At 45.7% G+C, this 13,942-nt stretch carries 13 protein-coding genes; 7 read left to right on the top strand and 6 right to left on the bottom strand.

The features are described 5' to 3' along the window. Position 1: 1 nt before the first annotated feature. Positions 2–1,105 (bottom strand): hydrogenase small subunit, encoded by a 1,104-nt coding sequence (locus AC3G3F_RS22910; protein WP_001194448.1) that lies wholly within the window; start codon positions 1,103–1,105, stop codon positions 2–4. Between the two features lie 427 nt (positions 1,106–1,532). Here AC3G3F_RS22910 and AC3G3F_RS22905 point away from each other — a divergent pair, with 427 nt between their 5' ends. Both AC3G3F_RS22905 and AC3G3F_RS22900 read left to right on the top strand, forming a co-directional pair. Further along, on the top strand, positions 1,533–2,624 hold the full coding sequence (locus tag AC3G3F_RS22905) for a choloylglycine hydrolase family protein (protein WP_063390433.1): 1,092 nt from the start codon (positions 1,533–1,535) through the stop codon (positions 2,622–2,624). A 165-nt stretch (positions 2,625–2,789) separates the two neighbouring features. Next, the gene (locus AC3G3F_RS22900) at positions 2,790–3,461 is read left to right on the top strand and encodes a FadR/GntR family transcriptional regulator (protein ID WP_488395829.1); all 672 of its coding nucleotides are present in this window, start codon (positions 2,790–2,792) and stop codon (positions 3,459–3,461) included. Between the two features lie 59 nt (positions 3,462–3,520). On the opposite strand, the gene AC3G3F_RS22895 is transcribed toward AC3G3F_RS22900, so the two are convergent. The 5 genes from AC3G3F_RS22895 to AC3G3F_RS22875 form a co-directional block, all read right to left on the bottom strand. Continuing rightward, the gene (locus tag AC3G3F_RS22895; RefSeq protein ID WP_053510154.1) at positions 3,521–4,546 is read right to left on the bottom strand and encodes a zinc-binding alcohol dehydrogenase family protein; all 1,026 of its coding nucleotides are present in this window, start codon (positions 4,544–4,546) and stop codon (positions 3,521–3,523) included. Next, the gene (locus tag AC3G3F_RS22890; protein WP_023247512.1) at positions 4,518–5,807 is read right to left on the bottom strand and encodes an MFS transporter; all 1,290 of its coding nucleotides are present in this window, start codon (positions 5,805–5,807) and stop codon (positions 4,518–4,520) included. The genes AC3G3F_RS22895 and AC3G3F_RS22890 overlap by 29 nt, the downstream gene beginning before the upstream one ends. Before the next feature lie 175 nt (positions 5,808–5,982). Next, entirely contained in the window at positions 5,983–7,539 is a 1,557-nt protein-coding gene (locus AC3G3F_RS22885) for a PhoPQ-activated pathogenicity-related family protein (RefSeq protein WP_488395827.1), read from the bottom strand. 69 nt (positions 7,540–7,608) lie between these two features. Next, on the bottom strand, positions 7,609–8,850 hold the full coding sequence (locus tag AC3G3F_RS22880; protein WP_488395825.1) for an MFS transporter: 1,242 nt from the start codon (positions 8,848–8,850) through the stop codon (positions 7,609–7,611). Then, positions 8,831–10,348, bottom strand: coding sequence for an FAD-dependent oxidoreductase (locus AC3G3F_RS22875; RefSeq protein ID WP_488395823.1), 1,518 nt, complete (start codon positions 10,346–10,348; stop codon positions 8,831–8,833). The genes AC3G3F_RS22880 and AC3G3F_RS22875 overlap by 20 nt, the downstream gene beginning before the upstream one ends. 44 nt (positions 10,349–10,392) lie before the next feature. Between AC3G3F_RS22875 and AC3G3F_RS22870 the strand changes: the two genes are divergently transcribed. The 5 genes from AC3G3F_RS22870 to AC3G3F_RS22850 all read left to right on the top strand — a co-directional run bounded on the left by AC3G3F_RS22870 (position 10,393) and on the right by AC3G3F_RS22850 (position 13,815). Continuing rightward, positions 10,393–10,881 (top strand): MarR family winged helix-turn-helix transcriptional regulator, encoded by a 489-nt coding sequence (locus tag AC3G3F_RS22870; protein WP_053510146.1) that lies wholly within the window; start codon positions 10,393–10,395, stop codon positions 10,879–10,881. A 195-nt stretch (positions 10,882–11,076) separates the two neighbouring features. Further along, entirely contained in the window at positions 11,077–12,156 is a 1,080-nt protein-coding gene (locus AC3G3F_RS22865; RefSeq protein ID WP_079817592.1) for an S-adenosylmethionine:tRNA ribosyltransferase-isomerase, read from the top strand. A gap of 288 nt (positions 12,157–12,444) precedes the next feature. Then, positions 12,445–12,807, top strand: coding sequence for a hypothetical protein (locus AC3G3F_RS22860; RefSeq protein ID WP_053510143.1), 363 nt, complete (start codon positions 12,445–12,447; stop codon positions 12,805–12,807). After that, the gene (locus tag AC3G3F_RS22855) at positions 12,792–13,220 is read left to right on the top strand and encodes a hypothetical protein (RefSeq protein ID WP_023247519.1); all 429 of its coding nucleotides are present in this window, start codon (positions 12,792–12,794) and stop codon (positions 13,218–13,220) included. Before AC3G3F_RS22860 ends, AC3G3F_RS22855 begins: the two co-directional genes overlap by 16 nt. A 40-nt stretch (positions 13,221–13,260) precedes the next feature. Continuing rightward, positions 13,261–13,815 (top strand): hypothetical protein, encoded by a 555-nt coding sequence (locus tag AC3G3F_RS22850; protein ID WP_053510141.1) that lies wholly within the window; start codon positions 13,261–13,263, stop codon positions 13,813–13,815. The last annotated feature ends 127 nt before the right edge of the window (positions 13,816–13,942 follow it).

Genomic DNA, 13,942 nt, shown 5'->3' with positions numbered 1-13,942 from the left:
ATTATTTTTTCTCTTCCGGAGCGTTTTCTGATGACGTGTTGTTTTTATTACGGGCGTGTTTTATGGCGCTGACCGTGGCGTGAGCGATGGCGGCAGCGCCCGCGACGCCGGCAACACCCAGACCGATTTTATCGGCGGTAGCCTCAATACCGGTTTGCGGAATGCCCGTTGCCCGGCTGTAAAACGATCCATAATCCCAGAATCCATCTTCCGAACATCCGAGGCATCCATGACCCGACTGGATAGGAAAAGAAACGCCATCATTCCAGCGAACGGTTGAACAGGCGTTATAGGTAGTTGGGCCTTTACAGCCCATCTTGTACAGGCAATACCCTTTTCTGGCGCCTTCGTCATCCCACGCTTCCACAAACTGACCGGCATCGAAATGCGCGCGTCGATAGCATTTGTCATGAATCCGCTGACCATAAAACATTTTGGGTCGTCCAAGACGATCAAGGGGAGGGATACGATCAAATGCCAGCATATAGGTGATAACGGCGGACATCACTTCAGGTATAGGCGGGCAGCCAGGCACTTTAATAATGGGTTTATCGGTAATTAATTTGTGAACCGGCGTAGCTTTAGTTGGGTTGGGACGGGCTGCCTGCACGCAGCCCCATGACGCGCAGGACCCCCAGGCGATAATAGCTTTAGCATCCGCGCTGACGCGTTTTAACTTTTCCAGGAACGGCTCGCCCGCCAGTATGCAAAACATCCCATCTTCATTCAGCGGCGCGTTACCTTCCACGGCAACGATATAATTTCCTTTGTATTCACGCATCACATCCGCCAACGCCTGCTCGGCCTGTTGCCCCGCGGCGGCCATAATGGTGTCGTCATAATCCAGGGAAATGAGCGACAGAATGGCATCTTTTGCCAGTGGGTGCGCAGAGCGAATGAAAGACTCGGTACAACAGGTACATTCAAGACCATGCAGCCATATCACTGGCGTACGGGGTTTATTCTCCAGGGCGTAAGCTATCTGAGGAATCATCGAACTACTCAGGCCTAAAGACGTTGCGGTAAGGCTGCAAAACTTGAGGAAGCTACGCCTTGTCACGCCGTGTCTACGCATAACTTGATAGAATGTATCTTGTGTTTGCATAACGTTTATCCCAAACCACTATAGTTAGTGTGGGCATAATATGTTGCATATCTTGTCTTTCTCAACTTGATTTAGTAGCAATTATGTTTCTAATTCGTAACAACTGATTACATGTGTGCTACTACCATGCCTCAAAAACATAAATTAATTTAATGTTATTGCCGATGTAGAGTAGATATAACGTTGTGATGGTATATCTTAATGTCAATAAAAAACCTCGTTTTTTATTTATAACGCGATGGAAATATTTAAATATAGTCGCATGGATAACCCGTTTTCGAGCCAGTTCGCTGTGTTTAACTCTTCCTCAATCCGTCAGTTAAATTTATTTTTTGTAAAATAAGATCACAATAAATTACGTACCGAATAACCATTGATAGGTTTAATTTAATATATTCATCCAATCTATTTTACAAACAAGGAGAGCATGATGAAAAAAAGTAAAGCAATGTTATTTATCGCTCCGGCGCTGTTTTCATACGCCCTGGCTTCACAGGCCTGCACAACCCTTGCCATTCAGGATAAACAAGGCGATATTTTTCATGGACGCACGCTGGAATATATGCAGGATTTACCATCATGGTTAACATATTATCCAGCGGGAACGCAGTTTGTTAAAAAAACGCCGGATGGCAGCCAGGGAGTAAGTTATCAGGCGAAGTATCCAATACTGGCCATTACGTCCACCATCACTGATGGTGATAGCAGGGACATACTTGAAGGCATGAACAGCGCGGGATTGTCATTTAGTGAAAACATGATCATGGATGCGCAATTGCCGCCATTGCCCACGAGTGAATATAAACAGGCAATTCCTGTCACCTCACTGGGAGAATGGGCGCTGGCCCGTTTTGCTACCGTCGGCGAGGTAAAACAGGCGATAAAAGAGGGCAAATTCTGGTCACCGGAACTGCATCGGTTTGGCGATCTGAAATCGCCATTTCATTATGCGTTTTATGACAAGAAAGGGGGAAGCATTGTCGTTGAAGTGGAAAATGGCGAATTTCATGTCTATGACAATCCCACTCGCGTAATGACAAATGGTCCTGCATTTCCCTGGCATCTGACAAATCTGAATAATTATACGCAGTTAACCAATGTGGACCGCTCTTCAGGCACATTGGGCGGGATAAAAGTTATGCAACCTGACAGCGGGATCGCTATTGCAGACTTGCCGTCATCCGATACTTCGGTTTCCCGCTTTATACGCGGCGTTTATTACACCACATATGCGCCGCAGGCGACATCCGCCCACGATGCAATGAATACCCTTGCGCATATTATGAGCCGTTTCGATCGTCCGAAAAATATTACGGTTGATTATATGGGGAGTGAAGGGGAAGGCAACGCCACCCGCAAACCGGTCTCAGAATATACGGTCTGGACGACGCTATCTGACTTAACGCACGGCGATATGATGGTGCGCGGATACAATGATATCAACTATAAAACCTGGTCTCTTTCTCAGTTTAAGAATGCGACTGCGCCCGTGTTCGAGAAAATCAACGTTAAAGGATAAATCGTTCGTCCTGGTAAGGTTCCTCGGTAGTCTCAGCGAAGGGAATACGAGACTACCGATGGTTGCTTCTCTTTGCCGTGCGAGGTAATTAATTATCACGATCATCAGCGCCGGGGTGGTATGCTAAATCCATTCAAAATCCCCTGGATATGGATTGGAGGGCGCATGGTTATACCTGAGGTCAGGCAGGAGAGGCTCTATCAGAAGATAGCCAACCTCATCATTAAGCTGATCAATGATAATATTTTTCCACCGGGAAGTTTTTTACCGCCAGAACGCGAACTGGCAAAACAGCTTGGCGTTAGCCGCGCTTCCTTGCGAGAAGCCCTGATTGTACTGGAGATCTCCGGATGGATCGTGATCCAGTCCGGGAATGGAGTTATCGTTTCAGATAAAAAACACCCTGCCAGCGACTATACCATCGAAGAGATCCTCTCTACTCGCGAGTTGGTTGATAGCCATTGCGCGCGCTTAGCAGCGCAAAACGATAACGATGACGTCATCAGCCAAATAGAGATGATTTATCATCGTATGGAGCAAGCCATTAACGATAATAACGTCCACGGCTTTTACTCGCTGGATAAAGAGTTTCATCTGGCGATCTCTGAAGCCAGCCGTAACCGGGTCTTGTTCGATATGTCCCGTATGTTATGGGAACAGCGGATTAATATCCCTTATGCCGGGCTTGATGAGCGGTCTGGAGACAGAAATGTTTTACTTAATCTCAACAAACAACATAAAGCGATAGTGGAAGCGATGCGCCAGTCTGATGTTGACAGCGCCTATCAGGAATCTCTGGAACATTTACGCTATGTGAGAGAGATTGTTGGCGGCTAAATTTGTCGGTGAATAGTACCGCATGGCGACCATACCATGCGGTAGAACTCGCTGTAAAATTAATGGAAAACAGCATTAATCTTTAAGTAGCGCTCCGGATACCGATCAAGTTCTTTAACTGCATCAGGGATCTCATCAAGATTGACGACTTTACTGACAACATCTTGCGGATTAATCTCCAGCGCGGATAGCATGCGTAATGCCTCGTCAAATTCACCGGCACTGGTGCGGGAACCGCGTAAATCCAGTTCTTTATAGGTGATCAGGTTCGTCGGCAGCGACGTTTCCTGCTTTGGCCATCCAGTGAAAGAAATGCGACCAGCAAACGATGCTAAATCAAGCGTATTTCGAATAGCGCTATTTGCGCCGGAGGCTTCTATAACGACCTGCGCCATGGTGCCGTGTGTGATGTCTTTAATAGCGTCGATAACCTGACCGTCAGTGGCGTTCAGCACATAGGGAACGCCAAGCTTTTGCGCATAGCGTAACCGTTCTTCCACAATATCGATCAGAATAGGCGTTGCCTTGTAATGACGCGCGCTTAATGCCGCCATAAGACCAATTGCTCCCGCGCCGATGATAGCAACATATTCCCCGGCCTTAACGTTTGCCCGATGCAGCGCATGCAGAGCGATAGTGAGCGGTTCTGCCAGCGGCGCCATTTCAGAAGGCACATTATCTGGTATTTTATGAATTAAATGTGCGGGATGAGTAACCACCTCCTGCATTGCGCCATCGATATGCACGCCAATGACTTTTAAATTTTCACAACAGTTAGTTCTGCCAACAGAGCAAGGGTAGCAGTGACCACAATAAATATAAGGGTCAACAATCACGCGGTCGCCTTTTTTAATATTGTCCGGCATTCCTGCGCCTTCCTGAAGAACAATTCCGGTCACTTCATGCCCGATAATTCTTGGGTAAGTAACAAGTGGGTTCGTTCCACGAAAAGCCCCAATATCCGATCCGCAAATTCCTGCAGCATCAACTTTAATTAATACTTCATTCTCTTTCTTATGTGGATAATCCACCCAGAGGGTTTCAACTTCACCGGGCTTATTGATGAACACAGCTTTGACTTTCATTGGCTTTGAATCCTTTACTTTTTACAAATACGAAGACCAACAGGCTTGAAACGATAGCGATAGCACCAGCCAGATAGAACGCATAGTCATATTTACCGCTAAATTGAACGATAAAACCTGTGACAAGCGGACCGATAATGCCGGATATATTAGCCAGACCATGCATGGCTCCGCCGACGCTCCCTACCTTATCTTTATGAACAACATCCTGAATAACTGCCCAATAAATTGGGCCAGTTAAATAGAGCAGGAAGAGTGAAACTGACATGAGCGTAATTGCGCTACCAATAGTGCTAACGGTACCGGAAACCGCAACACATACCGCCGCACCTGCCAGACATACGCCCAGAATAAGTCGACGTGAGAGCAGAGCATTACCGGTAATCCGATAAATTACATCAGAACAGACGCCGCCGAGCACCATACCAATGGCGCCGATAACCCAGGGAATTACCGTGGCAATACTAATTTCTTTAATATCCAGATGTAATGAATGGTTCAAATAACTTGGGAACCAGGTCAGGAAGAAAAAAAGAATATAGTTATAGCTGAAAAAAGCCAGCGTTGTCGCCCATACCATTGGTTGTTTCATGTAATAGCCGAGCGAAGGCGTAGCCCGACCATCATCAGATAAAATAATGTCCTCATGATTTTCAAAATCAATGCGTTCTTCCGGCGCCAGGCGTTTACTCATTGTTGGCTTGTCGCTAACGATAAAGTACCACAGTAGTACCCATACCAGGCCAAATAAGAAAATAATGCCAAATGCGGGACGCCAGCCTAATGATAACGCCAGCAGTCCCACTATCGGCCCGGACACCGCGCCGCCGAGCGGGGAACCAGCGCTAAAAATTCCGATCGCCGTGGCAGACTCCTTTCGGGAAATCCAGTTATTGATGATTTTATTTCCGGCAGCGCTGACCGGTCCTTCAGCCATACCGAAAAGAACGCGCACGATAAGCATTGTCCACAATCCGGTGACCAGACCGGTTAACCCACAAAAAACAGACCATAGTAACGCTGCGATAAGGAAAACCGTTTTTGGCCCAATTTTGTCGCTGGCCCAGCCACCAATAAAATTAAACAGGGCGTATCCGATAAAAAATGCGCTGAAGATCATCCCCATCTCCGCGGCGTTAAATCCTAACTCCTTTTCAATCAAGGGGGCGGTTATCGACAATGCTGAACGATCCATATAGTTAAGCATGTAAACTATAAAAAGAAGAAAAACGATAAGCCATCCCATTGTTTTTCTTTTCATGATTTATCCTCTTATTGTGGTCTAGCGGCCTGACCACAATATTTTAAGGTTATTTTCAAATCACCTCTCTTGTGATTAGAACGTGATCAATGTAACGAAAATTTATCACATAGGATTTCTATCCATCGTAAGCGTGGGGATTAAATTCTTTAAAATCAATTAATTATTTGAAGATTTAATCGAGGCGATCGTTTTCCCCTAATCCACGCCCCGGCAACGTTTGACATGCGGCGTTGGCTGATGGCGGCGCTGTCTGTGGATATTTATCATCGGGCGTAATATAAACCTGGGTCGTTGCGACATAACCATCATCAAAGGTTGCTTCGATATAGGTAGCTTCCCAACCAGTTTCAGGCTCATTTAGCGTAATAGTGATTCTATTATTGATAGGAATATCTATCGTAAATGGCTGGTAGCGGATACCACAGGCATAACGAAAATCACGTGCATTTGAATTATTGGCTGTCCAGCGAACGATTTTTATCGGCTCTTCTGAGAAATAGATCGTAAGAAGATGATGATGAATAAGGCCGATCAACTGTGGTAATGTTTTTTTACTTTGAAATCTGTTAATAAATGGAACGAGGCTTTCTTCAGTAATCTGTTTAATTGAATAGTGGCTCATATTGGGCACTATACGTAATGATTTTACTCCAGGGAGTTTACTATAATAAAAGCGAGTGTTGTCTGGTACGAAAAAATCATCGCCGCTTGCATTAATAATATATTTCGGTATTGCAAGGCGGGGCTGATAAATAGTGTTGAGATATCTTAAAGGATCTATTATTTGTCTTAACTGGCTAAATGGGGGAGATTTTATTTTTTCATCTATGCCTTGCTGATAGTAGGGATAGAATGTAATTGGCCAGTTCCCGCCGTATGATTGATAAATATGTTCAAGCGAAGCATCAATATCAAGTAGATCAATAGCGAAGGGAACAATTGCTTCAACATCAGGATCGGCAATAGCTGACAACCAGACGGTCCATCCACGTTTTGAAATGCCAGTAATGATAAAAGAATGTATATTCCATTGCGTTAATTCCTTTTTTGTTAATCTTATCGCTTGCGACAGGGCTGCGACCATAGGAATATTTAAAGGCATTAACTTACGTTGCTCCGGCGCTTCCATAAATAATGCCCAACTCCGGGAAACACTCTCATCCTCTTTCAGAGGTTTTTTGTCACCCTGAAAGGTTAAATATTGATTAGGTATATCACTAACTGATATTACAATAGTATTTGTATCACGGGCAATGTTTGCCAGTGTTTCCTGAGTAAAATCAACGGCTTTGCTAGGGATTTGCACGCCTTTTTCGTAATTAATTCCATTGTTTACAACCACCAGGGCATGGCGTTCTTTTGCCGTTTCAGGGATATAAATATCAACGTTATGTCGCCATTGCGCAGGGGTTACCATGTCATCTGGCGACCAGTGCTGCGATAATAACTCATAGTGTCTGAGCACCACTTGTGCTAATTGAACTGTACTAATTAAGGTATATTTCAGTGGTGTACCTGAAATCTGATCACGGTAGTCGGGGAGCACATGAGACAAATCACACTCCGGGCTATTTCGGCAAAATAATATGTTGTTATGAAGTAGTGTAAAAACATTTGTAGAAATAAAAAGCACTACTATAACAACGAGATATCTTTTTTTCATGCTTTCCCCGCGCTTTACAAAGGCAAATGTCAACCAGCGTAATTTCCATAAATACCTCTTAAACATTCAATATAAGTACAATGCTTTTGATAAATAATTGCAGAAGAGAGTGACGCTATTTGTGACGTTGTCACCTTATTCTGTTTCTGGTTTCACTATTAGCGGTGAACTTTTTGAAAGATAAGTCATTGCTGTCGCCAGACCAATAATGGCGATAGCGATAGTCGTACCGATCCAGACACTATACAGGGCATATCCCAGGATAAATCCACCCAGTACGGGGGATATAAAATCAGCAATTGCGATTAATGCCTGCGCCGTTCCGATGACGACACCTTGTCGGGCAGGCGAGACATGGACGGACAAGGCGGCAAGATAAGTGGGTTTGGCCAGCGCATCGGCGATGCTAATGCAAACGATAGCAAAAATAAGCACTGGCACGGTCGTGGCGATACCCGCAGTGAGAAATCCAGCACAAAGAAGGGTGAAGATTAGAATAATTAGCTTTCGCTCCGAAAAATATTGACTCACCCAACCTAACAGAAATAGCTGAACGAAAATATTAATGACTCCGTCTGCCATTAAAAGGTAGCTTAACGCTTTTGGCCCAAAGGGAACCCCATTCCAGATGAAGGTATCAGAAAGAAAAACAGGTAATTGTGAAGAGTACATGCCATAGGCGAAGAAATGACAAAGCATTACGATGATTAATACGCGAAGGACAGGCATCTTTAAAATAACGCGGGCAGAGCACGCCGCTATTTTATCTGTGGTAAGTGATGTCGTGGAATGGTCTTTTAGCCCCCAAAACGCGACCAGGGCAGACGCAAGGACGAGTATAAAGGCGGCGTAGATTGGCGCGCTCAGACTGATAGCCGATAGCCATCCTGAAACTCCCGCGCCGACAATACCGCCTAAGCCAATGCAGCCTGCGAGGATGCCGATTGCCTGACGCCGATTTCTGACGTGCGTATGATCGGCAATATAGGCTGCGGCGGCTGACAAATTCCCGGCGCTAATGCCAAAAAGCGTACGGGCGAGCAGGATAAACAGGATGCATTGCGCGCTGGCAAGTAATAGTAAACTCATCGCCGCAATAGCCAGCGTGACAATCAGTATTGGCTTGCGGCCAACGCGATCGGAAAGGTGGCCAATCAGGGGAGCCGCACAAAATTGGCTAAAAGCTTCAGTGGCCATGATGATTCCAATGATAAGCGGCGAACCGCCCATCTCGCGGATATAAAAAGGCAGTACCGACATCACAGCCGCTGTACTGGCGGCGTAAAGGCCGACAATCAGGAAAACTGGAAAAATCCGCCGCTTGTTAAGCGGCTTGATAGTTTCACTGTCAGTGTTCTCACAGATAGTGGTATTCATCTTTAATCCCTATGGCAAAACGAGAGAGGTAATTTTCAATATCGTTGATCTGGTTGCTGTGAAAGAATGCACCGACATAGCCATCGGGTCGGATCAGCACGCATTCACCCGGCGCCAGATGATAGGACTCCCGCAAGTGCCCCATGGTATCGATGAGCTCGTCCTGCTCGCCAATATGATGAATACGCAGACCTTGCCGCGCGTCGACTACCTTTCCGCGGGTTTCGTAGGCCAACAGATTCCAGTCCGGACCTTGTAGTAACTGAAATAACCGTAATGATTGGCCGCCTGCTCCCAAAAGAGGAGCATCCGGAGCTCTTTCTCCCGCTTGTAACCCATGCTGACGTCCGAGTAACGTGTGGGCTAAGGGGGAGTTGGTATAATGGATATCAAGTTGTTGGACATCGCGTTCTCGTTTGATGCTGCCCTGTTTTTGAGATTCAAGCAATCGGGTAGAAAGGTGGAGCAGCGATTCGGCTACCGGGCGACGTTCCTGTTCATAGCTATCGAGAAGTTCTTCTCCTGCGCCCCGCAGCGAGGCTGCCATTTTCCATCCCAGGTTATAGGCATCCTGGATACTGGTATTTAACCCTTGCCCACCCGTTGGCGGATGCACATGAGCGGCATCACCGGCCAAAAATACTTTACCTACGCGGTAATGTTCCGCTATACGCGCATTCATCTGGTACTTCGATACCCAGGGAATTGAAAGGATGCGAACATCTGTCCGCCTGATTCGTTCAGTGATAAAAGCCGTGAGCGCGTCGGCTGAGAAATCCTGCGAGTCATCCGGGGTCAACGGCGCCTGGATTTGAAAGAGCTGCGTGCCGGCGAGAGGGCAAATCGTTATCATCCGCGCCATATCGCCATCATTAAAGTGGTGCCATACATCCCGGTTTAGACCGGAAAGCGAAGCGTCAGCCACAAGCGCATGGATTCCCAACGTACGACCGGGGAAGCTGACGCCTAATTTCTTTCTGACAAAGCTTCCGCCGCCATCTGCGCCTACCAAATAATGCGCGATGATGACCTCTTCGCCAGTCGGCCCGGCAACATATGCGGTGACAGTTCGTGGGGTTTGCGTAAAATGCAATAACTCGCAGCCGAATTCCACCCGATGCCCCAATGTCTTTAATTGCTCCCGCATAATCGTTTCTGTTACGTTCTGTGGAACCATCAATGGCAGATGGTAGGGCTCGGCGTGGGTCGGTTTTGTATTATGCGCAATATCTGAATCCACGTAGCTTCCGTCGTGACGGTAGGTTCGTAATCGGGGATAGCGCCCGCCAGCGGCGACCACTTTATTGAGTATCCCAAGATCCTCGAAGATTTCTTGCGTTCGCGGTTGAATACCTTTACCGCGGGAGCCGGTAAAAGGCGTCGTTCTTTTCTCAATCAGGCGAAATGAGATACCGTGGCGCGCCAGTTCGATGGCTAAAGTAAGCCCGGTAGCGCCAGCGCCGCAGATCAGTACATCGGTCGTGGTATATCTTGTCATCGTCTCTCCAATATGTGTATTATGCACATAAGAGGAGACATGCTATGTCAGAAAATAAAAATGTGCAAGATACACATATTTCCGAGCAGATGAAGACGCTGCACGGTGCGTTGATTCGCATTGTGAGCGCTCTTAATCGGCCTCGTAATGATGAGAAGTTAATTGCAGACGCGGGGATTCAACTTGATCGTGCGCTATTTTCGATCCTTATCAGTATCGAACGATTAGGGCCTATTGGCGTGGTTGAGTTAGCCGAATGTGCCGGTCGTGATTATACGACGGTAAGCCGACAGGTTGCCAAACTGGAAAAGTTGGGGTTGGTAATACGGCAGCATAATGTCATCGATCGCCGTATACGCGAGGCCGTTATTTCCCCGACAGGCAAGGCGATGACAGAGCGTATAGATGCGGCGCGAGAGCAAATGGGCAATGCTGTTTTTAAAGACTGGTCTCAGGATGAACTTGATATCTTTGTTCGGTTAATGCAGAAGTTTGCCAATGCAATGGATAATGATGTCTCAACGCAGGAATAAGCAGAAGAAGAGGGCGGTCAAGCCTGATCGTCCTGGTAAATATCAGTACCACGCATTAATTAAATAGCCAGAAAAGTAAATATAAGGACAACATTTATAGCGTTAATGTTCACTCCCTGAAAGGCTAACGTATACTGCAGGATATGGATATACAGCGCAATAGCACTATTAATGTTTTTTTCAAAGGTTGAACATATGCTTACCGAAAAATATAATTTTCGCATTGTCGATACGATGACTATTCCACTCAGACCTCATTGGATATCCAATGATGCATACAGGGAAAAGTGTAAGATGCTTGTCCTCAACCGAAGTAAAGATGAATTTCATAAGGTAGACTTTAGCAAAATAACAGATTACATCAAAGAAGGTGATGTGGTTTGTTTTAACGACAGCACTATAATAAACCATATGTTTATATGCAAAACAAAATGTAATATATTGGTTAAAATTATTTTAGAAGGTTTCTTACCAGAGAATAGAGTAATTATTTCCGGGCTTTTAAAAGAAAAATTTGACGGCGGAGATGTTCTCTACTTGGTTGATAATACTAATGTTTCTATTGTGATAGAGCAGGAGTTTAGCGAAGAGAATCAGTACCAGGCCGTCGTAGAAAATCATGATGCCTTAATTTACTATTTAGTCAGTCATGGTGAGCGCCTTGATGAGTATGTGGACTCCAGCTTTTTTTATAAATATCCAGATGCTTACCGCTCCGTTTTTTCTAAAAAATATGGTTCTTTGGAAATACCTTCTGCTGGCATTCATTTTACATGGGACCTTATCCAAAAAATCAAAGATAAAGGTGGATTAATAGCCTTCATCACTTTACATGTTGCATCAACAGAAATCTTGACCAACAGGAAAATACAAACAAAATGCGTAGAAGATGTCACTATCAACGAAGAATACTACGATGTTCCGCAAGCAACAGCAGATGCCATTAATACTGCGAAGAAAAATGGCGGACGTATTTTTGCCGTAGGAACTACCGTTACACGATGTCTGGAATCCGCGTATTCGAGGGAGCACAATTGCCTCAAAGCAAGTTCTGGTTGGACAGCGCTTTATATACATCCAGGCTACCAACTGAAAGTGGTTGACTGTCTGCTAACGAACTTACATCAGCCAAAAACGACGCATATGGTGTTAACCGGCCAGTTTGCTGGAGTTGATTTACTAATGAAGGCCTATGCGTCAGAAGAGATCCAGTCATGCCAGTTCGATATGTTTGGTGATTGCATGTTAATCATACAGGATGAAGGGCAGGGATGAATAAAATCGATGTTCATCATAGTTAAAACCGGTACACATAATGCGATCGGTTCTGACGGGAAAATGGTGAAACAACTGGCAGTGTTCACTGCCTGGCGCTGGGTGCCGTGGCCCGTGAATTCAGTACCACACGACAGACTATTCTCAGGGGAAAAGCAGCCAGTCCAGTGAGTTAAATTGCCCCGTCTTACAAAATCTTACTTTTGTTTGTCCCTCCGGAAACGGCGGTAAAATGCCTGCGGTGTATGATGGACCGATACTTAACCAGACAAACTAAAAGGATTTTCTATGTCGAATCCGGAAAACGGCCCGCAGCTCCCGGTCATTCGCTGGCCGGTGCCGAAAAATAACCGGGGCGGGGAGTTCAGTAACCTGGAGGAGATGCTGGCGCATCTGGAGGGCGAGGCCGCCGGGCACTGGCTTATCGGCCGCAATGGCATGTGGCACGGCGGCATTCACATCAGTGACACCACCACGCCGTGGTGTGCGCTCAGCGGTCAGGCGATGAATGAGGCGGTGGATTTCCCGGTACCGTTTCCGGGGGAGCAGGCCGTGCGCAGCATGGCGGACGGTGAGGTGGTGGCCTACCGGATTAACCGGGATTACCTCAGCGTGCCGTGGTACTGGGGGGATTTATGCTACTATCTATGACCATTAAGCAAGTCATGCAAAATCAAATGCATACGAATATTATGTTTGCCACTGGTCGTTTTCAGATCATACCGGGAACGTTAATAGATGCGGTGAAATGGCTCAAGCTTGACGTTAATTCCTTGTATGATGAGGCAGCCCAGGATCAGATTTTTGAGGAGTACATAATTAAGGTTAAACGGCCTGCGATTATTGCCTATTTGGAAGGCAATGGTAGTGTTGAAGATGCAATATATGACTGGGCTAAAGAGTTTGCATCTGCTGGAGTTCGCAAGGGGAATACTATTAGTAAAGGGCGGATTGCACAGGTAGAAGGAGGTTCTTATTACTCTGGTGATGGTCTTAATCATGCACATCTGACACCTAATCAAATGATTAATATATTGAGGGCGTCGAAAAGTGGCGCTAACTAACAGAATTTTTCCCTATTTACTTAGTGGAATAGCCTGTCTGATGATCCCCTTTGTTCATGCAGCGGAGTTGCATGTTAAAGGTATGCCTGAATTTAAAGATTATCCGGCTGATATAAACAAAGGCCCATTTACCACCAGGTTAGATCTTTCTAGTGAGCAGGAGAAATACTCCAGTTACTGGAAGAAAATAACAAACAGTGAATTAAAAAAACCAGTAAATTTCGCTGGGCATTATCGTATATATACTGATGATAAGAGCACTGGAAATGAATGTCTCGATCATCAAGGTGGCGTGTGTGGCTGGGTTATAGATAAGCTATCAGGGACGGTTGTTGTGCAGCTTCCTGCTGTTGCTGGAACCAATGTTTATCAGCAAGTTGCTGATAACGGTACTCCTGTTGGTGAAGATTTCAGGATAGATACTCGGAAAAGTAGCTATTTGATGATATTAACCGGCCAGGCGATCCCTCAAAAAATAGAGCACGATGAAAATGGTATCCCGATAACTAATCCGTGTCAGACGACCTATTATATTTTGAAAAATAACCAATTTTCTAAAGTGGTTGAGGATAAGCAAGGGTGTTCCGTTGATTGATATTTAACCACTTACAGGCTGAGAGATCCCCACAAAACCAGTGCTAATAAACCAGCACCATACTTCGGTAGGTTCTGGCGAGATGATGAAGAACGACGTCTAATGCTGTTCGCTTCAAAATTAGCGG

The sequence above is a fragment of the Salmonella sp. FC25216 genome, assembly GCF_057751355.1.
This window is presented reverse-complemented; position numbering and strand designations above follow the sequence as displayed.